Source organism: Variovorax trehalosi, assembly GCF_051216415.1.
GTDB lineage: Bacteria > Pseudomonadota > Gammaproteobacteria > Burkholderiales > Burkholderiaceae_C > Variovorax.
Genome location: NZ_JBPJZG010000002.1, coordinates 520663 through 538010, shown reverse-complemented (window position 1 = coordinate 538010; position 17348 = coordinate 520663). Strand labels below are relative to the sequence as shown.

Here is a 17348-nt window from a genome sequence, read left to right as displayed (position 1 = left end):
TGCGGTTCAGCCCGGGATTTTCTCGAGGCAATAACCCAGTCCGCGAACCGTCGCGATGCGCACCGGGCCCTTCTCGATCTTCTTGCGCAGGCGGTGGATGTAGACCTCGATCGCGTTCAGGCTCACCTCTTCGCCCCATTCGCAGAGGCGGTCGACGAGCTGGTCCTTGCTCACAAGCCGGCCGGCGCGCTGCAGCAGCACCTCGAGCAGGCCGAGTTCGCGCGCCGAGAGCTCGATCATCTTGCCGTCGATGGTCGCCACGCGGCCGGCCTGGTCGTAGACCAGCGGGCCGTGGCGGATCGCGTTGCTGGTGGCGCCCATGCCGCGGCGGGTGAGGGCGCGCACGCGCGCTTCGAGCTCCTGCAGGCTGAAGGGCTTGGCCATGTAGTCGTCGGCGCCGTGGTCCAGGCCCTTGACGCGTTCTTCCACGCTGTCGGCGGCGGTGAGCACCAGCACGGGCAGCTGCGAGCCGCGGGCGCGCAGGCGCTTCAGGATCTCGATGCCGTGCAGGCTGGGCAGGCCCAGGTCGAGGATCAGCAGGTCGAACTCGCTGTGGGTCATGAGCGCGGTGTCGGCCTGCGAGCCGTTCGCCACGTGGTCGACCGCCGCGCCCGAGGTGCGCAGGCTGCGCAGCAGGGCATCGGCAAGCACCTGGTCGTCTTCGGCAATCAGAATCCGCATGAGCCACCTCCGGCCGGTTCGGGCGCCATGCCGGCGCCGTTCGCATTTGTCTCTGTGAGGGAGTCTACGCGGCTGTATAGGCTTCCAGACCGATGGTTACCACGGTGGCGATCTCGTCGCCGACGCTGCTGCGGAACTCGCGCTCGGCCTGCGTCACCGCGCTGCGGAAGGCGTCGAGCCAGGCGAGGCCGTCGGCCGTGAAGAGCACGCGGCGCGCGCGCGCATCGAGCGGGTCGGGCCCGCGCGTGACCAGCCCCCAGGCCTCGCACTGGTCCACCAGCGAACCCATCGCCTGCTTGGTCATGCCGGCGCGGTCGGCCAGCTCGGTGAGGCGCGAGCCTTCGCGCGCGAGATGCCGGGTGATGTGGATGTGCGCGGCGCTCACCTGGGCGCGCGCGGCGAGGTTCGAGAGGGCCAGCGGCACATCGACGTCGTGCGCCATCAGCGCCAGCACGCGCTCGTCGAAGCGGCGCATCGCATGGCCCAGCAGGCGACCCAGGTGGGTTTGCCGCCAGGCGTCGGGATCGGTCGGGAAAGCAGCTTCGGCCATGGCGCCGAATGGTAAAGCAAACTGACCAAAAAATGGGTTTACGGAAACCCACGAACCCCTACACTACTGTTCAAGCATCCAGCCTGTAATTAAAAGCAGATGGATCGAAACCAGACACAAACCGTTGATTTTCAAGGAGATTTCCACATGGACGCAGTCGTCAAGGGCGCAAGCATCTCGGTCGCCAACAGTGAAAAGGCCAAGGCCCTCCAGGCCGCGCTGGCCCAGATCGAAAAGCAGTTCGGCAAGGGCACGATCATGCGGCTCGGCGAAGGCGAGGCGCTCGAAGACATCCAGGTCGTCTCCACCGGTTCGCTCGGCCTGGACATCGCCCTGGGCGTCGGCGGTCTGCCGCGCGGCCGGGTGATCGAAATCTACGGCCCTGAATCCTCGGGCAAGACCACGCTCACGCTGCAGGTCATCGCCGCCATGCAGAAGCAGGCCGGTACCTGCGCCTTCGTCGACGCCGAGCATGCGCTCGACGTGCAGTACGCCCAGAAGCTTGGCGTGAACCTGTCCGACCTGCTGATCAGCCAGCCCGACACCGGTGAGCAAGCGCTCGAAATCGTCGACTCGCTGGTGCGCTCGGGCGCCGTGGATCTGATCGTCATCGACTCGGTCGCCGCGCTCACGCCCAAGGCCGAAATCGAAGGCGAAATGGGCGACTCGCTGCCCGGCCTGCAGGCTCGCCTGATGAGCCAGGCGCTGCGCAAGCTCACCGCCACGATCAAGAAGACCAACTGCATGGTCATCTTCATCAACCAGATCCGCATGAAGATCGGCGTGATGTTCGGCTCGCCCGAAACCACCACCGGCGGCAATGCGCTGAAGTTCTACGCCTCGGTGCGCCTGGACATCCGCCGCATCGGCACCATCAAGAAGGGCGACGAAGCCATCGGCAACGAAACCAAGGTGAAGGTGGTGAAGAACAAGGTTTCGCCCCCGTTCAAGACGGCGGAGTTCGACATCCTGTTCGGCGAAGGCATCAGCCGCGAAGGCGAGGTCATCGACATGGGCGTCACCGCCAAGATCGTCGACAAGTCGGGCGCCTGGTACGCCTACAACGGCGAGAAGATTGGCCAGGGCCGCGACAACGCCCGCGAATTCCTGCGCGAGAACCCCGAGCTGTCGCGCGAGATCGAGAACAAGGTGCGCGAGTCGCTGGGCATTCCGCTGCTGGCCGCCGATGCAGGATCGGAGCCGGAAAAGGCCGAGAAGCCTGCCAAGGCGCCCAAGGCCGACAAGGCGGCTGAGTAAGTTCGACAGCGGCCCGTCGCGAATTTCGCGGGCCGCGCGAGCGACCCTCCACGAATGGCTTTCGGCGCCCCCTCCCTCAAAGGCCGCGCGCTGCGGCTCCTGAGCCAGCGCGAGCACTCGCGCGCGGAGCTGGAGCGCAAGCTGGCGAAGCACGAAGAAGAACCCGGCACGCTGGCGAAGGCGCTCGACGAACTGGCCGCCAAGGACTTCATCAGCGAGCCGCGCGTGGTGGCCTCGGTGCTGAACCAGCGCGCCGCCCGGTCGGGCGCGCTGCGGGTGCGGCAGGAGTTGCAGGCCAAGGGCATCGCGCCCGAGGCCATTGCCGAGGCGGTGGCTGGATTGCAGGACACCGAGGTCGAACGCGCCACGGCCCTGTGGCGCCGCCGCTTCGACGCGCCGCCGGCCGATACGAAGGAGCGGGCGAAGCAGATGCGATTCCTGATGGCGCGCGGTTTCTCGGGCGCCGTTGTGTCCAAGGTGCTCAGGAGCGATTTCGATGAATCAACAGACGAATGAAGAGCACGGCGTGCTGTCGCGCGTCGTCACGCAACGCGTGGCTTGCGATTGGCGCCGTGCCTACAAGGTGGCCGCCGATCCGGCGCGGCTGCCCGACTGGGCCAGCGGCCTCGCCAAGAGCGCGTTGCTGCCGCACGGCGATCACTGGATCGTGCGCACGCCCGAGAGCGGCGATGCCCGCATGCGCTTTGCACCGGCCAACGACTTCGGCGTGCTCGACCACTGGGTCGCGCCCGAAGGCGTGCCCGAGGTCTACCTGCCGTTCCGCGTGATCGGAGTGGCGCCGGACGCCTGCGAACTGCAGTTCACGCTGTTGCGCCAGCCGCACATGGACGATGCAGCCTTCGAGCGCGATGCCGCGTGGATCGCGCGCGACCTGCAGTCGCTGAAGCGATTGCTCGAAGTGGACTGAGCCGGCGGCTTCAGCCGGCTTCGGGCGTGTCGTCGAGCGCCGGCGTCTCGCCCTTGTGCGCCGCGATGTCGCGCACGTTCTTCTGCACCGCTACGGCGCCAAAGAGGCTCAGCAGGAAGGCCATGGCGTAGAAGCCTTTTTCGCTGGCCGCCAGCGTGGCGTTGAAGAGGCCGACCGAGAGCAGGGCGACCGACAGCAACAGCGAGATCCAGCACAGGCCGTAGTAGATGCCGGTCACGGTCATGCCCTCGATGCGGTCGCGCACGGTCTTTTGCAGCGACACGGCGGAAAACAGGCCGTACATGAGGATGGTGAAGTAGTAGCCCTTCTCGTTGAGCTGCATCGAGGCGTTCCACAGCCCGATCAGGTAGACGATGGCGCCGATGATCAGCGCGGCCCAGGATGCGGCGACGAATGCGCCGGTCGGTTTCTGAAACTTGACTGCTGCCATGGCGATCCTCTCCTCGTTGTGATGTGGCGCGATTATGGTGTTGGATGTCGATGGCATGATCAGCGGCGACCGGCCTCGTGCGAGGCGGCGTAAAAAAACCGGAGGAGCCTTCCATGTCAGAACCCGTCAGCCAACCATCTCTCGTTCGCACCGGCGCCAAGGCCGGACTCTCCTTCGCCGGCTCGGTCATCAAGGGCGGATTGCTCGGCGTGGTGCTCGGTGGTGGTGTCTTCTTCTTCTACGTGAGCCAGCTGAACGGGCCGGGCAATACAGCAGCGCGGGCCGGCGGTGCCGGGGCCATCGTGGCGCTCGTCACTTCGCCGGCGGTGCTGATCGCGGTGCTGCTGCTCCTGTTCGTGGTCGTCTACACGATGCTGGGCGTTCACCAGGGGCGTGCGAAGGCGATGCAGCACCTCGTCGCGGCACGCGGCGAGGCGGTGTCGCAGCGGCTCGCCAGCGCTGTCGCGGGCCGCATCGAAGCCATGCCACGCACGCACGGCGCGCTGCAGCGCACGGCCGACTGGCTCTCGGTCGATGCACTGACCAAGCAGCTCGCGCCGGTGCTGGGCGAGGGCAGGGCGGTGCGGTCGGTGGTGGCGTTCGTGCTGAACCGCCTGCCATTGAGCGACATGCTGGCCGAATGGCAGCAAGGCCGCGCCGCGCACGGTGAGCCGGCGGTGGGAGAGGGCGCGCAACAGGATCCGGCGCTGCGCGCATTGCTCACACGCCGCATCAACGAGACGCTGCAGGAGATGTCGACGCCTTCGCGCAAGCCGCTCTACATCGCGCTGGGCGCGCACGCCGTCCTGTTGGGCGTGGGCCTCTGGCTCGTCAAGTAAGACGGGAAAAGTGCGTGGCGCTCAGAGCGCCAGCATCAGCTTCAGGTTCTGCACCGCGGCGCCGCTGGCGCCCTTGCCGAGGTTGTCCAGGCGCGCAATCACCACGGCATGGCGGTGGTCTTCGTTCGGGAACACGCGGATCTCGAGCTGGTTGGTGTCGTTGAGCGCCAGCGCATCGAGCTTGCCGCTCTCGGTGGGCGGCAGCACCTTCACGAACTGCTCGGGCGTGTTGCTGCGCGCGTAGTGCGCAGCCAGCGCGTCCTGCAGGTCGCCGGACTTCGGCTTGCCGGGCAGCAGGTCGAGGTGCAGCGGCAACTGCACCAGCATGCCCTGCTTGAAATTGCCCACCGAAGGAATGAAGACCGGCCGGCGCGTGAGGCCGGTATAGGCCATGATTTCGGGAATGTGCTTGTGCTTGAGGCCGAGCGCGTAGATCTCGAACAGCGGCGCCTTGCCGCTCTCGTACTCCTCGATCATCGCCCGGCCGCCGCCCGAATAGCCGCTCACCGAAGGCAGCGATACCGGAAAGTCGACTGGCAGGATGCCCGCATCGACCAGCGGACGCACCATGGCGATCGCACCGGTGGCGTAGCAGCCGGGGTTGCCGACGCGGTCGGCCTGCGCCACCGCCTGCCAGTGGCCTTCGACCAGTTCGGGGAAGCCGAAGACCCAGCCGGGCGCTACGCGGTGCGCGGTGGAGGCGTCGATGATCTTGGGCTTCTTGCCGGACAGCTGATCGATCAGCGCGACCGATTCGCGGGCCGCGTCGTCGTGCAGGCAGAGCACCACGAGGTCGACGCCGGCCATCAGCTCGCGCTTGGCGTTCACGTCTTTGCGCAGCTCGGGCGCGATGCTCACGAGCTCGATCTGCGGCATTGTCTGCAGCCGCTCGCGAATCTGAAGGCCGGTGGTGCCGGCTTCGCCGTCGATGAAAACCTTGGCCATATCGGAGTGTGCGTAGAGTGGCTAGAAGAAAGTACGTATTGACCGCAACCGCACGTACAGTATTGGTGCGGCGCACCATGATACAGTCCGCGGTTGTTCGCCGCCCCCAGCCGTCAGGCTGCCGTCGCCCGCGAGCAACAGAGTCAATCCAAGCCTCAGACCCCAGATCTCCCGTTCTCAACCTCCTCCTTCCGAGAGACATCCCTCATGAAGATTCACGAGTACCAAGGCAAGGAAATCCTTGCCAAGTTCGGCGTGCCGGTGCCGCGCGGCATTCCGGCCTATACGGTTCAGGAGGCTGTCGAAGCCGCCCAGAAGCTTGGAGGCCCGGTCTGGGTCGTCAAGGCCCAGATCCACGCGGGTGGCCGCGGCAAGGGCGGCGGCGTCAAGGTCGCCAAGTCGATCGAAGACGTCAAGAAGCTCGCTGGCGACATCCTCGGCATGCAGCTCAAGACCCACCAGACCGGCCCCGAGGGCCAGAAGGTGCGCCGCCTCTACATCGAAGATGGCGCCGACATCAACAAGGAATACTACGTTTCCGCCGTGACCGACCGCGCGACCCAGAAGGTCGCGTTCATCGCTTCGAGCGAAGGCGGCATGGACATCGAGGAAGTGGCCCACTCCTCGCCCGAGAAGATCATCACGGTGTTCGCCGACCCCGAAAAGGGCCTGACCGACGAACAGGCCAAGCAGATCGCCGACGGCATCGGCATGCCGGCTGACTCGACCGCGCAAACGGTCGACATCCTGAAGAAGCTCTACGCCTGCTACATGGAGACGGACGCCTCGCTGGTCGAGATCAACCCGCTCAACCGTGACAGCAAGGGCAACGTCATGGCGCTGGACGCAAAGTTCAACTTCGACAGCAACGCGTTGTTCCGCCACCCCGAAATCGTGGCCCTGCGCGACCTCGACGAAGAAGACGCGGCCGAAGTCGAAGCCTCCAAGTTCGACCTCGCCTACATCTCGCTGGACGGCAACATCGGCTGCCTGGTGAACGGTGCCGGCCTGGCCATGGCCACCATGGACACCATCAAGCTGTTCGGCGGCGAGCCGGCCAACTTCCTGGACGTGGGCGGCGGTGCCACCCCCGAGAAGGTCACCGAAGCCTTCAAGATCATGCTGAAGAACAAGAACGTGGAAGCCATCCTCGTGAACATCTTCGGCGGCATCATGAAGTGCGACACCATCGCCACCGGCGTGATCGCGGCCTGCAAGGCCGTGAACCTGCAAGTGCCGCTGGTCGTTCGCATGAAGGGCACCAACGAAGTCGAAGGCAAGAAGCTGCTGGCCGATTCGGGCCTGCCGATCATCAGCGCCGACACCATGGCGGACGCGGCCCAGAAGGTCGTGGCAGCAGTCAAGAAAGCCTAAGGAAACGTCATGTCGATCTATATCAACAAAGACACCAAAGTCATCACGCAAGGCATCACCGGCAAGACCGGTCAGTTCCACACCGAGAAGTGCCAGGAATACGCGAACGGCAAGAACGCCTTCGTGGCGGGCGTGAACCCGAAGAAGGCCGGCGAGTCGATCTTCAACATCCCGATCTTCGGTTCGGTGAAGGAAGCCGCTTCGCAAACCGGCGCCACCGTGTCGGTGATCTACGTGCCGCCGGCAGGCGCCGCGGCCGCCATCTGGGAAGCCGTCGAAGCCGACCTGGACCTGGCGATCTGCATCACCGAAGGCATCCCGGTTCGCGACATGCTCGAAGTGCGCAACAAGATGAAGGCCAAGGAAGCGGCCGGCGGCAAGAAGACCTTGCTGCTGGGCCCGAACTGCCCCGGCCTCATCACGCCCGACGAAATCAAGATCGGCATCATGCCCGGCCACATCCACCGCAAGGGCCGCATCGGCGTGGTCTCGCGCTCGGGCACGCTGACGTATGAAGCCGTGGCTCAACTGACGGAAATCGGCCTCGGCCAATCGTCGGCAGTGGGCATCGGCGGCGACCCGATCAATGGCCTCAAGCACATCGACGTGATGAAGGCCTTCAACGACGATCCGGACACCGACGCCGTCATCATGATCGGCGAAATCGGCGGCCCCGACGAAGCCGACGCAGCCCGCTGGTGCAAGGAACACATGAAGAAGCCGGTCGTCGGCTTCATCGCCGGTGTCACCGCCCCTCCCGGCAAGCGCATGGGCCACGCCGGCGCGCTGATTTCGGGCGGTGCCGACACGGCCGATGCCAAGCTCTCCATCATGGAAGAGTGCGGCTTTACCGTGACGCGCAACTTCTCGGAACTGGCCAAGCTGCTCAAGGCCAAGCTGTAAGAGATGTTTGCAGGACACCGGCCACAGGGCCGGGTCATGCGAGGACCACAGAAATAAAAAAGCGCCCGCACTCGATTGCGGGCGCTTTTTTCAAATAAAACACAGTGGGATCAGAGACATGGAACTCCTTCAAAGCACAGATTTCTGGATCGGTCTGGTCAAGATCATCTGGATCAACATCATTCTTTCGGGCGACAACGCCGTGGTGATCGCCATGGCGGCGCGCTCGCTGCCGCCTGCGCAGCAGAAAAAGGCCGTGCTGTTCGGTTCGGGCGCGGCCGTGGTGCTGCGGATCGTGCTGACGGTGGTGGCCGCCAAGCTGCTGGCGCTGCCTTACCTGCAGATCGTCGGCGGCCTGCTGCTGCTGTGGATCGGCCTGCAACTGCTGGGCGAAGAAGACGACGGCGAGGGCGAATCCAAGGAATACGGCAGCATGATGGTCGCGGTGCGCACCATCCTCCTGGCCGACCTGGTGATGAGCCTGGACAACGTGATCGCCGTCGCGGCGGCCGCGCAGGGCAGCATGGTCCTGTTGATCCTGGGCCTGGCGATCAGCATTCCCTTGGTCATTTTCGGCAGCACGCTCATGATCAAGCTCATGGAACGCTTCCCGATCATCGTCATGCTGGGCGCCGCGCTGATCGGCTGGGTCGGCGGCGAAACCATCGTGAGCGACGTCGCGCTGCGCGGCGTGCTGGCTGCCAACCCCTGGTTGCACTACGCGGCGGCTGCCGCCGGTGCGGTGTTCGTCGTGGCCGCGGGCCGTCTGCTGCACCGGCGCGCCCACGCCGCTGCGCACTGAGCCTTTACCCGGCCGACGCCTGCAGACCATGGCGAGCCTCGGCGCATCCCTTTTCTCGAACCGGCCGGCGCTGTGCTGGGAGTTCGCCGCGCTGACGGACACCGGCCGCGTGCGCGCCCACAACGAGGATGCCGTCCACGTCGACCCCGCGCTCGGGCTGGCCGTGCTGGCCGACGGCATGGGCGGCTACAAGGGCGGCGAGGTGGCCAGCGCCATGGCCGTCTCGCTGCTGCACGCCAGCTTCGGCCGCTGGTTCGCCCAAGGCGGGCCGCAGGCACCGGCGCGCGTGGTGCGCCGGGCGCTGCAGGCTGCCACGGACGAGGCGAATGCGTCGATCCTCCATGCCGGCACGACCCAGGAGGAGCTGCAAGGCATGGGCACGACGCTGGTGCTGGCCGCGTTCCAGACGCAGCGCGTGCTGGTTGGCCACATCGGCGACTCGCGCTGCTATCGCCTGCGCAACAACAAGCTGGAATTGCTCACGCGCGACCATTCGCTGCGCCAGCAGCAGCTCGACGCGGGCGCCATCACCGCCGAGGAAGCCCTCAATTCGCCCACCCGCAACCTCGTGACCCGGGCGGTCGGCGTGGAGGCCCAGGTCTTGCTGGAGATGCATGAACACAGCGCAAGACCCGGCGACCTGTATATGCTTTGCTCCGACGGACTGAGCGAGATGGTGACGGATCCGCAGCTTTTCACGCTTTTAGAACACGATGCCGGCCTTCAGAAAAAAGCGCAACTTTTGGTTGCAATTGCAAACGACAATGGCGGCCGGGACAACATTTCGGTTGTTCTGGCAAGGGCGGACGTGGGCGACACGTCTCGCATGGCCGGGTAGCAGGCCGCAGCGGCAACCAGCCGCCGCGCTTGCAGTCGATACAGTTCTGCACTTGGGGAGTAGTCGGCAATGCCGAAGATGATCATTTCGGTCGATGGCGTTGTCATCGGGCAAGTGGCGCTCGCCAAGGACCGCACGACGCTGGGACGGCGCGCCTACAACGACATCGTGATCGACAACCTGGCGGTCAGCGGCGAGCATGCCGTGCTGCACATGAGCGGTGGCGAAGTCCAAATTGAAGATCTCAACAGCACCAACGGCACCTACGTCAATGCGCTGGCGGTCCAGAAGCAGACGCTCGAGGACAACGACGTCATCGAGGTCGGTGGCTGCCGCATCCACTTTCGCGCCCGCAGCAACCTGGCCGTCGGTTCTTCTTCCTCGACGCGCACGGCGCCGGGCGAGTTCTCCACGTCCATTCCGATGTCTTCGGCACCCACGGAATCCGGCGCGCTCATCGAGCTCGGCATCCCGATGCTTCGCGTGCTCTCCGGTGGCAGCGACAACCACGATGTGCCGCTGCAGAAGGTGGTCACCACCATCGGCAAGCCCGGCGTGGCCGTTGCGGTCGTCACGCGTCGCCGGCAGGGCTACGTGGCGGCAAGCGTCGTGGGCAACGTCACGCTCAATGGCGCCGTGCTCGGCACCGAGGCCGTCGCCTTGCAGGAGCGCGACGTGCTCGAACTGGGCGGCGCCACGCGCATGCAGTTCGTCCGGGTCTGAGCCCGTTCTTCTTTCCCGGCGCGGCGCAGGCCGGCTGATCGAGGCGCCATGAACGCGCTGCGGCGGCATTGGCCGCGCATTGCCATCACGCTGCTGCCGGTGCTGCTGGCGCTGGCGCATGCCACCGGCATCTGGCAGCTGTCGGCCCTCGAGCGCCTCGACCGCCTGATCTACGACGTGCGCCTGCGCGCCACCATGCCGCGGACGCTGGACACGCGCGTGGTGATCATCGACGTCGACGATGCGAGCCTGGCGCGCCAGGGCCAATGGCCCTGGGCGCGCGACACGATGGCCCGCCTCACGACCGAACTTCTGATCCGGCAGCAGGTGGCCGTGCTCGGATTCGACGTCATGTTCCTCGAGCCCGACCGGAGTTCGGGCCTCCAGAGGCTGCGCCAGATCGCGAGCGGACCCCTGCGCAACATGACGGGTCTTGCCGCCGAGATCGAACGGCTCGCACCTACGCTCGACCACGACATCACGTTCGCCGCGGCACTGCGCAACCGGCGGGTCGCGCTCGGCTATTACTTCACCCGGATGCCGACGCCGAGCGCCAAAGGGCAATTGCCGGCGGCGCCGCTGCTGCCGCTCGACACCTTTCCTGCAGGCGCCTCCTACGCGACGGGCTGGAATGGTTTCGGCGCCAGCCTGCCGATGCTGGCGGAAGCTGCGCCCGTCGCGGGTTTCCTGAACACGCTGATCGGCGAGACCGGCGACGGCATCATCCGCAGCGTGCCGCTCATCGCGCGCTACGACGGCGAACAGGCGAACCCCGGCTACTACGAGTCGCTGGCCCTCGCCGTCTACCGGCTCGCGAACGGATCGCCGCCGGTGCGGCCGCTCCTTGCGCCGGGCGGCGCCGTGCCGCGGCTCGAATCGCTGGCGCTCGGGCGCCTGCGCATCCCCGTCGACCAGAACGCCAGCATGCAGGTGCCGTTTCGCGGGCCCGGCGGTGCGGATGGCGGTTCGTTCCGCTACGTGGCTGCCGCCGATGTGCTCGAAGGCCGACTCGCCCCCGGCGAGTTGAAGGACAAGATCGTCCTCATGGGCGCGACGGCGCCCGGCCTGCAGGACTTGCGCGCGACACCCGTCGGCGCGGCGTTTCCGGGTGTCGAGGTGCACGCCAACATCGTCTCGGGCCTGCTCGATCAGCGCCTGCTCGCCGTACCGGACTACGCGCCCGGCTACGAGGTGCTGACGGTGCTGATTGCGGGGCTCGTGCTGGCGTTCGGACTGTCGCTGCTGTCGGCGCCGCGCGCCGTGTTGCTGGGCGCGGGAATGGCCGGGGTGCTGATCGGCCTCAACACATGGCTCTACACCGGCCACAGTCTCGTGCTGCCGCTCGCGTCGACGCTCGTCATGACGGCGCTGGCTTTCGTGCTCAACATGAGCTGGGGCTACTTCGTCGAATCGCGCGCGCGGCGTGGGCTGGTGCGGCTCTTCGGCACCTACGTGCCGCCGCAGCTGGTCGACGAAATGCTCCAGCGCCCGGGCAGCTACAGCATGCACGCCGAGAGCAAGGAGATGACCGTCCTGTTCTGCGACATGCGCGACTTCACCCGCCTGTCGGAGCAGATGGCGCCGGCCGAACTGCAGGCATTCCTGAACACCGTCTTCAGCCGGCTCACCAATGTCATCAGCGCGCACCGCGGCACCGTCGACAAGTACATGGGCGATTGCGTCATGGCCTTCTGGGGCGCGCCGATCGACACGCCCGACCACGCGGCGCTGGCCGTGCGCGCGGCGCTCGACATGGCCGATGCGGTGCGCGACATCAACCGCATCCACCGCGCAGGCGGCCGCCCCGAGATCAGCGTGGGCATCGGCATCAACAGCGGCGTGATGAGCGTCGGCGACATGGGCTCGGCCGCGCGCCGCAGCTACACCGTGGTCGGCGACGCGGTCAATCTCGCGTCGCGGCTGGAAGGGCTGAGCGGGTACTACGGCGTCGAGATCGTGGCCAGCGGCACGACCCGCGACCTGGCGCCCGACTGCTGCACCTGGCAAGAACTCGACAGCGTGCTCGTCAAGGGCAAGGCGCAGGCCGTCGCCGTCTTCACGCCGCTCACCACCGAAGCCGCCATTGCAGCGCAGCGAACGGGGCAGCTCCAGCGCTGGGCCCAGGTGCTCGCGGCCTACCGCCACCAAGACTGGGCCATGGGCCGGAACTTGCTCGCCCCCCTGCTCGCCGCCGATGCGAAAAAAGTCCTTTACCAGCTCTACGCCCAGCGATTAGCCTCGATGGCGTTGCGTCCGCAAGACCCTGGCTGGGATGGCGCAACCCGGTTCGAAACCAAATGACGACAGACACCTGCGCATGCGCGCAGCCCAACACCTTCAAGGGGTCTCTCACAATGCAGGTTCGTGTGCTGGGTTGCTCAGGCGCCATCGCCAAAGACTGCCGCACGACCTCGTTCCTGGTCGACACAGACCTGCTCGTCGATGCCGGCACCGGCGTCGGCGACCTCACCCTCGACGAGATGGCGCGCATCGACGATGTCGTGCTCACACACAGCCATCTCGACCACATCGCCGCGCTCCCCCTGATGCTCGACGCCATCGGCAGCCGCCGCACGCAGCCGCTGCGGGTGCACGCGCTGCACGCCACCATCGAGGCGCTGCGGACGCACGTGTTCAACAACGTCATCTGGCCCGATTTCGAGAGCATCCCGAGCCCCGAGGCGCCGTTCGTGAGCTTTCACGACATCTCGGTCGGACAGACGCTGCAACTGGGCACCAGCGCGCCCAAGCTGATCGAGGTGCTGCCGGCCGTCCACACCGTGCCGGCCTGCGGTTTTGCCGTGCGCCGCGCCGCCGGCGGCGCGCATTGGGTCTTCAGCGGGGACACCGAGCGCAACGCGCCCTTCTGGGACCGCGTCAACGCGCTCGACGTGGCGATGCTGATCATTGAAACCGCCTTCAGCAGCCGGGAGCAGGCGCTGGCGGAGCGCAGCCTGCACCTGTCTCCCGCGGTGCTGGCCGACGAACTGGCGCACATCGATCCGGGGAAGCACTACCCGATCTACATCACGCACACCAAGCCGGCGGAAACCGAAGAGATCATGAGCCAGATCGAGACGCTGGCCGGGCGGCAGGTGGCGGGGCTGGCGCAGCGGGATATTCGCTGGCTGAAGGCGGATGGGATCCTGACTTTCTGATCCTCTGCCGGTTGCGCGGCATGACAATTTTGTCACCGCTTGTAGCATCTTGAAGCAAGTTGTGTCACTTGCTGTAACGCCAATGTGAACAAAGGTGACGTGTTCGGTCACTGGAGGGGTAGGAACCCGGGTGGCACAGATGCTGCGGAAGGTACTTCGCTCCGGGCTGGTTCCCGGGCGTAACAACCAACCAACCCTGGAGTTTTCTCATGAACGTTCGCAAGATTGCCCGCCGCGCACAGGCCGGCTTTACCCTTATCGAACTGATGATCGTTGTGGCGATCATTGGTATCTTGGCTGCTATCGCTATTCCTCAGTACCAAACGTATGTTGCGAAGTCGCAAGTGGCGCGTGTGATGGGCGAAACCGGCAATCAAAAGACCGCGGTTGAGGATTGCGTGAACAACGGCAAGACGACCGCTAACGCGGCAGATAGCGCCACAGTGTGCGGGGGAACGGCAACGGGCTCCAATCTTTTGACTGGCGGCAACACAGTGAACGGCACGGCGGGCGCAACGGGTGGCTCACCAACGCTTGCGTTTGTCGGCACCGATGGTACGGCGACGCTGACGGCAGTTTTTGGTACCAACGCCGCTGCGGTGCTGAGCACGAAGCGCGTGATCTGGGCCCGTGACAGTGTTGGAACTTGGGTTTGCTCGACCGACGTTGATGCCAAATACCGTCCGCAAGGCTGCTCCACGACTGCGGCCGCTGCAGGGGGTTAATTAACTTCTTGATTGTTAAAAAAGCGGTCTCGGACCGCTTTTTTTATTTGTATGTATGTATGTCAAAAAATTTATTTCTCACGATCGCAATTAAATTTATCGTAACGGTTGCATTGTCTGTATTTGTATATCGAATTTTCCTTGCCATGGGGAATTCTCGAACACTTTCTCCAACTCTGATTTTGCTGTTGGTAGGAGAGCTGATTACCATTGGGATGGTCATCTTTTCCAAGCAATCAAATGCAACATCCACTGATCTAATCTCCGTACTTAGCACGGGGGTGGCTACTTTTTATTTTCTATTTGTATCGTTGAGTTCGGGAATTCAGCTCGCCCCCGTTCTGGTTACAGAGGCAATGCAGGTTTTTGCTATTGGGTGGCAGATAGTTTCGAAGATCTATCTGGGGCGATCATTTGGCTTGCTTCCTGCTGATCGTGGAATCGTAACCAAGGGTCCTTATAGGTTTGTAAGGCATCCAATATATTTGGGATACTTTCTCAATCACCTGGGGTTTTTACTGTCGGCATTCAGCTGGTGGAATTTTTTTACTTATGCCGCGCTATATTTCTTCCAAGGGGTGAGAATTTTTCGAGAAGAGCAGCTTCTTTTAAAAAATAATGAGTATTTGATGTACGCAAAAAAAGTCAAATATCGAGTGATTTTCGGGTTGATTTAATTTTTGAAATGCAGAAACGAAGCGTTTCTTGTTTTGGGTTTGTGCAGGGCTTTTTTAATTCTTGTGAAAATTTAGTGCAAAACGAAGTGTGCTGCGTCAAGTCGATGTCGAGATGAACTAAGCCCGCTTTGAGTAACTCATTTGCTAAGGAATTTGGCTATGGTTTGCATGAATTGAGAGGCGATTGCGTGATGAATGGCTGGAAAAAAACTTACGGATTCACGCTTATTGAATTGATGATTGTTGTCGCAGTCGTCGGAGTACTTGCAGCAATTGCAGTCTCGCAATATCAGATTTATGTTTTTCGATCACAAGTTCAGCGAGTAATCGGTGAATCGGGAACTATCAAGTCCGCGGTTGAAATCTGCTTGCTGAACGGGAAGGTCAATGTCGGAGACCCCGCCGTTTCTAGCAACTGTGACCCCCAAGCGACCGGGTCCAACCTGCAAGCGACCGGAGGCAATGCAGCGCCTACGATCGCAGAGACTTGGTCTACAACAGGCACCGGTGTTCCACAAGTTTCCCTGTCCACTACTGCCTCCTCGAAGATCGTGGCGACATTTGGAAATCTTGCAGGAGCACCACTGCAAGGTGTTCCCGCTGGAACGATCACTTGGACCCGAGACTTGAACGGATCTTGGAGTTGCAAGGCCGCCAACGTTGAGGCCAGGTACGTTTCGACAGCCTGCTCTCTGTGATGAGCGCCCTGCCTCAGTCCAACGGGCGAGGGCAGAATCACCTGGATGAGCCTCTTCGCAACGCACGCCAGCGCTGACGACACCGCCAAGCAAGACTTCTCTTCCTCAATCTGCAGCGCGCTGATCGCGCTGCCTTTTCTCTTCCCGATCACAGCCGGCCCTTCTGTCAACGCCTGGCAGCAGCTGGCGTCCTGGCTGTGCATTGCGGTCCTGCTCCTCATGGTTGGTGTGGGGCATCCCAAACCTCATCCCTCCGTAGTTGCATGGCTCTCCGCGAGCGCAGTGCTTGTCGCGGTCTTCCAAAGCCGCTACCTGGGAACTGCTCCCTGGCTGTCTGCCCTTGCCGTTGTCTTCGCCTCCGGCATCGCGGCCGTCATCGGCGCTGGTCTCTCGCAGTCGCATCGCGGTCGGATGCAGTCCGCCGTCGCCCACGGCCTGCTGTGGGCGGGGGCAGTCAGCGCGGTGCTGGGACTGCTCCAGTACTACGACCTCGCGGGCTTCCTCCACCCCTGGACCACTGAACCCGGCGCCGGTCGGGCCTTCGGCAACCTGCGTCAGCGCAACCAGTTCGCGAGCTTGATCAGCATGGCGCTGATCGCAGCGCTCTGGCTCCATGCGCGTTATCGAAGCGGGTCATTGCGGCAGCGCCTGATCTGGCTGGGCACGGTCTCACTGCTCCTGGTCGCCGCCGCTGCTTCGACCTCGCGCACGGGCCTGCTCGAAATCGTCGCCATCGTAAGCGTGGCCGCGTTCATTGCGAGGCGAGAGCGCCAGGCGCGCCGTATCGATCCAATGCGCGTCGCGCGTTTGCCGGCGCCGTCGATGCTGTTGTCGTGGATACCGCTGTACTTCGCCATCGCCTGGCTCCTGCCTCGGCTCGCGGGCAGCGGTGTCGTCAGCATGATGCAACGCCTCAGCGATGTCGCGCTTGCTGGTGGGGACAGCCGGATGATCCTCTGGAGCAACGTGCTCACGTTGATCGTCGAACGTCCGTGGACCGGCTGGGGGTGGGGTGAACTGAGCTACGCCCATTACATGCACAGCACGCTCTATGTGGGGCCGCGCTTTGCCGCAATCCTCGACAACGCACACAACCTCCCGCTGCATCTTGCTGTGGAGCTCGGAATCCCCGCAGCCATATTGATCTGTGGAGGTTTCCTTTGGCTGGTGATTCGCGCGAGGCCGTGGCGCGAACGTGAACCGTTCCGGCTCATGGCCTGGGGGCTGCTCGGCGCGATCGTGCTGCACAGCCTGCTCGAATATCCGCTGTGGTACGGCCCCTTCCAGATGGTGTTCGGTCTGTGCCTCGGCATCCTGTGGTCGGGTGCGAATCGCGGCGACATCGGCGCACGGCATTGGACTCAGCGGCTGCCTGCGGCGTCAGCTGTCATGCTGATCGCAATCGTCGGCTATGCCAGTTGGGACTACATCCGCATCAGCCAGATCTATTTGCCGCGTGACGAGCGGCTGCTCACGTACCAAGACGACACGCTGGCCAAGGTGGAGGGGTCCTGGATGTTCGCGAACCAAGTGAGCTTCGCCAGAGTCACGCTGACATCCGTAACGTCCGGCAATGCCCCAGAGGTGCACACACTGGCCGAACGCGTCCTGCATTTTTCACCCGAGCCCCGGGTGATCGTCAAATTGATCGAGAGCGCCGAACTTCTGGGTCATCATGGCGAGGCCAAAACCGAAGCGGAACGTTTCGGCATTGCGTTCCCCGGCGAATACAGACTCTGGCTCCAGGACTCATCGATGGGTGCGGCAGCGCCGCAGTCGGCCGCACCATCTCCCTGAAA

At 64.0% G+C, this 17348-nt stretch carries 19 protein-coding genes; 15 read left to right on the top strand and 4 right to left on the bottom strand.

Annotated features, from left to right (window positions below):
* Nucleotides 1–6: 6 nt before the first annotated feature.
* Both ACSFA7_RS10510 and ACSFA7_RS10505 read right to left on the bottom strand, forming a co-directional pair.
* On the bottom strand, nucleotides 7–681 hold the full coding sequence (locus ACSFA7_RS10510) for a response regulator transcription factor (protein ID WP_013544267.1): 675 nt from the start codon (nucleotides 679–681) through the stop codon (nucleotides 7–9).
* 64 nt (nucleotides 682–745) lie between these two features.
* On the bottom strand, nucleotides 746–1231 hold the full coding sequence (locus tag ACSFA7_RS10505; RefSeq protein ID WP_435499297.1) for a MarR family winged helix-turn-helix transcriptional regulator: 486 nt from the start codon (nucleotides 1229–1231) through the stop codon (nucleotides 746–748).
* Between the two features lie 147 nt (nucleotides 1232–1378).
* Between ACSFA7_RS10505 and recA the strand changes: the two genes are divergently transcribed.
* From recA to ACSFA7_RS10490, 3 genes are read left to right on the top strand one after another with little or no spacing between them, the layout of a single operon-like run.
* Complete coding sequence (gene recA, locus ACSFA7_RS10500) at nucleotides 1379–2488, top strand: recombinase RecA (protein ID WP_042577340.1); 1110 nt, start codon at nucleotides 1379–1381, stop codon at nucleotides 2486–2488.
* A 54-nt stretch (nucleotides 2489–2542) separates the two neighbouring features.
* The gene (gene recX, locus ACSFA7_RS10495) at nucleotides 2543–3004 is read left to right on the top strand and encodes a recombination regulator RecX (RefSeq protein WP_435499296.1); all 462 of its coding nucleotides are present in this window, start codon (nucleotides 2543–2545) and stop codon (nucleotides 3002–3004) included.
* A complete protein-coding gene (locus tag ACSFA7_RS10490) occupies nucleotides 2985–3416 on the top strand; it encodes an SRPBCC family protein (RefSeq protein WP_435499295.1) in 432 nt (143 codons plus the stop codon). The genes recX and ACSFA7_RS10490 overlap by 20 nt, the downstream gene beginning before the upstream one ends.
* 10 nt (nucleotides 3417–3426) lie before the next feature.
* On the opposite strand, the gene yiaA is transcribed toward ACSFA7_RS10490, so the two are convergent.
* Nucleotides 3427–3867 carry an inner membrane protein YiaA gene (gene yiaA / locus ACSFA7_RS10485; protein WP_435499294.1) on the bottom strand — a complete coding sequence of 147 codons (441 nt, stop codon included), beginning with the start codon at nucleotides 3865–3867 and terminating at the stop codon, nucleotides 3427–3429.
* Between the two features lie 113 nt (nucleotides 3868–3980).
* Between yiaA and ACSFA7_RS10480 the strand changes: the two genes are divergently transcribed.
* On the top strand, nucleotides 3981–4706 hold the full coding sequence (locus ACSFA7_RS10480; RefSeq protein ID WP_435499293.1) for a hypothetical protein: 726 nt from the start codon (nucleotides 3981–3983) through the stop codon (nucleotides 4704–4706).
* 21 nt (nucleotides 4707–4727) lie between these two features.
* On the opposite strand, the gene argC is transcribed toward ACSFA7_RS10480, so the two are convergent.
* Entirely contained in the window at nucleotides 4728–5651 is a 924-nt protein-coding gene (argC, locus tag ACSFA7_RS10475; RefSeq protein ID WP_435499292.1) for an N-acetyl-gamma-glutamyl-phosphate reductase, read from the bottom strand.
* Nucleotides 5652–5858: 207 nt separating this feature from the next.
* On the opposite strand from argC, the gene sucC reads away from it, so the two are divergent.
* From sucC to ACSFA7_RS10420, 11 genes are all read left to right on the top strand, one after another.
* Nucleotides 5859–7025 (top strand): ADP-forming succinate--CoA ligase subunit beta, encoded by a 1167-nt coding sequence (gene sucC / locus ACSFA7_RS10470; RefSeq protein WP_354352815.1) that lies wholly within the window; start codon nucleotides 5859–5861, stop codon nucleotides 7023–7025.
* A gap of 9 nt (nucleotides 7026–7034) precedes the next feature.
* Nucleotides 7035–7928 (top strand): succinate--CoA ligase subunit alpha, encoded by an 894-nt coding sequence (gene sucD / locus ACSFA7_RS10465; RefSeq protein ID WP_116910422.1) that lies wholly within the window; start codon nucleotides 7035–7037, stop codon nucleotides 7926–7928.
* A gap of 118 nt (nucleotides 7929–8046) precedes the next feature.
* On the top strand, nucleotides 8047–8730 hold the full coding sequence (locus ACSFA7_RS10460) for a TerC family protein (RefSeq protein ID WP_435499291.1): 684 nt from the start codon (nucleotides 8047–8049) through the stop codon (nucleotides 8728–8730).
* A gap of 28 nt (nucleotides 8731–8758) precedes the next feature.
* Nucleotides 8759–9568 carry a Stp1/IreP family PP2C-type Ser/Thr phosphatase gene (locus tag ACSFA7_RS10455; RefSeq protein WP_435499290.1) on the top strand — a complete coding sequence of 270 codons (810 nt, stop codon included), beginning with the start codon at nucleotides 8759–8761 and terminating at the stop codon, nucleotides 9566–9568.
* 69 nt (nucleotides 9569–9637) lie between these two features.
* The gene (locus tag ACSFA7_RS10450) at nucleotides 9638–10291 is read left to right on the top strand and encodes an FHA domain-containing protein (RefSeq protein WP_206176255.1); all 654 of its coding nucleotides are present in this window, start codon (nucleotides 9638–9640) and stop codon (nucleotides 10289–10291) included.
* Nucleotides 10292–10339: 48 nt separating this feature from the next.
* Nucleotides 10340–12592, top strand: coding sequence for a CHASE2 domain-containing protein (locus ACSFA7_RS10445; RefSeq protein ID WP_435499289.1), 2253 nt, complete (start codon nucleotides 10340–10342; stop codon nucleotides 12590–12592).
* 53 nt (nucleotides 12593–12645) lie between these two features.
* Nucleotides 12646–13449 (top strand): 3',5'-cyclic-nucleotide phosphodiesterase, encoded by an 804-nt coding sequence (locus ACSFA7_RS10440; protein ID WP_435499564.1) that lies wholly within the window; start codon nucleotides 12646–12648, stop codon nucleotides 13447–13449.
* Between the two features lie 209 nt (nucleotides 13450–13658).
* On the top strand, nucleotides 13659–14174 hold the full coding sequence (locus ACSFA7_RS10435; protein ID WP_435499288.1) for a pilin: 516 nt from the start codon (nucleotides 13659–13661) through the stop codon (nucleotides 14172–14174).
* Nucleotides 14175–14320: 146 nt separating this feature from the next.
* Nucleotides 14321–14851, top strand: a complete 531-nt coding sequence (locus ACSFA7_RS10430; RefSeq protein ID WP_435499287.1) for a methyltransferase family protein — start codon at nucleotides 14321–14323, stop codon at nucleotides 14849–14851.
* 191 nt (nucleotides 14852–15042) lie between these two features.
* Nucleotides 15043–15549, top strand: a complete 507-nt coding sequence (locus ACSFA7_RS10425) for a pilin (RefSeq protein ID WP_435499286.1) — start codon at nucleotides 15043–15045, stop codon at nucleotides 15547–15549.
* A 45-nt stretch (nucleotides 15550–15594) separates the two neighbouring features.
* Nucleotides 15595–17346: a PglL family O-oligosaccharyltransferase gene (locus tag ACSFA7_RS10420; protein WP_435499285.1), complete on the top strand. Its 1752-nt coding sequence runs from the start codon at nucleotides 15595–15597 to the stop codon at nucleotides 17344–17346.
* Nucleotides 17347–17348: the final 2 nt, after the last annotated feature.

What these genes read in the sequence shown, in the direction of transcription:
- ACSFA7_RS10510 (WP_013544267.1), bottom strand. Translation starts at nt 681, where the DNA reads ATGCGGATTCTGATTGCCGAAGACGACCAGGTGCTTGCCGATGCCCTG.
- ACSFA7_RS10505 (WP_435499297.1), bottom strand. Translation starts at nt 1,231, where the DNA reads ATGGCCGAAGCTGCTTTCCCGACCGATCCCGACGCCTGGCGGCAAACC.
- recA (WP_042577340.1), top strand. Translation starts at nt 1,379, where the DNA reads ATGGACGCAGTCGTCAAGGGCGCAAGCATCTCGGTCGCCAACAGTGAA.
- recX (WP_435499296.1), top strand. Translation starts at nt 2,543, where the DNA reads ATGGCTTTCGGCGCCCCCTCCCTCAAAGGCCGCGCGCTGCGGCTCCTG.
- ACSFA7_RS10490 (WP_435499295.1), top strand. Translation starts at nt 2,985, where the DNA reads ATGAATCAACAGACGAATGAAGAGCACGGCGTGCTGTCGCGCGTCGTC.
- yiaA (WP_435499294.1), bottom strand. Translation starts at nt 3,867, where the DNA reads ATGGCAGCAGTCAAGTTTCAGAAACCGACCGGCGCATTCGTCGCCGCA.
- ACSFA7_RS10480 (WP_435499293.1), top strand. Translation starts at nt 3,981, where the DNA reads ATGTCAGAACCCGTCAGCCAACCATCTCTCGTTCGCACCGGCGCCAAG.
- argC (WP_435499292.1), bottom strand. Translation starts at nt 5,651, where the DNA reads ATGGCCAAGGTTTTCATCGACGGCGAAGCCGGCACCACCGGCCTTCAG.
- sucC (WP_354352815.1), top strand. Translation starts at nt 5,859, where the DNA reads ATGAAGATTCACGAGTACCAAGGCAAGGAAATCCTTGCCAAGTTCGGC.
- sucD (WP_116910422.1), top strand. Translation starts at nt 7,035, where the DNA reads ATGTCGATCTATATCAACAAAGACACCAAAGTCATCACGCAAGGCATC.
- ACSFA7_RS10460 (WP_435499291.1), top strand. Translation starts at nt 8,047, where the DNA reads ATGGAACTCCTTCAAAGCACAGATTTCTGGATCGGTCTGGTCAAGATC.
- ACSFA7_RS10455 (WP_435499290.1), top strand. Translation starts at nt 8,759, where the DNA reads ATGGCGAGCCTCGGCGCATCCCTTTTCTCGAACCGGCCGGCGCTGTGC.
- ACSFA7_RS10450 (WP_206176255.1), top strand. Translation starts at nt 9,638, where the DNA reads ATGCCGAAGATGATCATTTCGGTCGATGGCGTTGTCATCGGGCAAGTG.
- ACSFA7_RS10445 (WP_435499289.1), top strand. Translation starts at nt 10,340, where the DNA reads ATGAACGCGCTGCGGCGGCATTGGCCGCGCATTGCCATCACGCTGCTG.
- ACSFA7_RS10440 (WP_435499564.1), top strand. Translation starts at nt 12,646, where the DNA reads ATGCAGGTTCGTGTGCTGGGTTGCTCAGGCGCCATCGCCAAAGACTGC.
- ACSFA7_RS10435 (WP_435499288.1), top strand. Translation starts at nt 13,659, where the DNA reads ATGAACGTTCGCAAGATTGCCCGCCGCGCACAGGCCGGCTTTACCCTT.
- ACSFA7_RS10430 (WP_435499287.1), top strand. Translation starts at nt 14,321, where the DNA reads ATGGGGAATTCTCGAACACTTTCTCCAACTCTGATTTTGCTGTTGGTA.
- ACSFA7_RS10425 (WP_435499286.1), top strand. Translation starts at nt 15,043, where the DNA reads ATGAATGGCTGGAAAAAAACTTACGGATTCACGCTTATTGAATTGATG.
- ACSFA7_RS10420 (WP_435499285.1), top strand. Translation starts at nt 15,595, where the DNA reads ATGAGCCTCTTCGCAACGCACGCCAGCGCTGACGACACCGCCAAGCAA.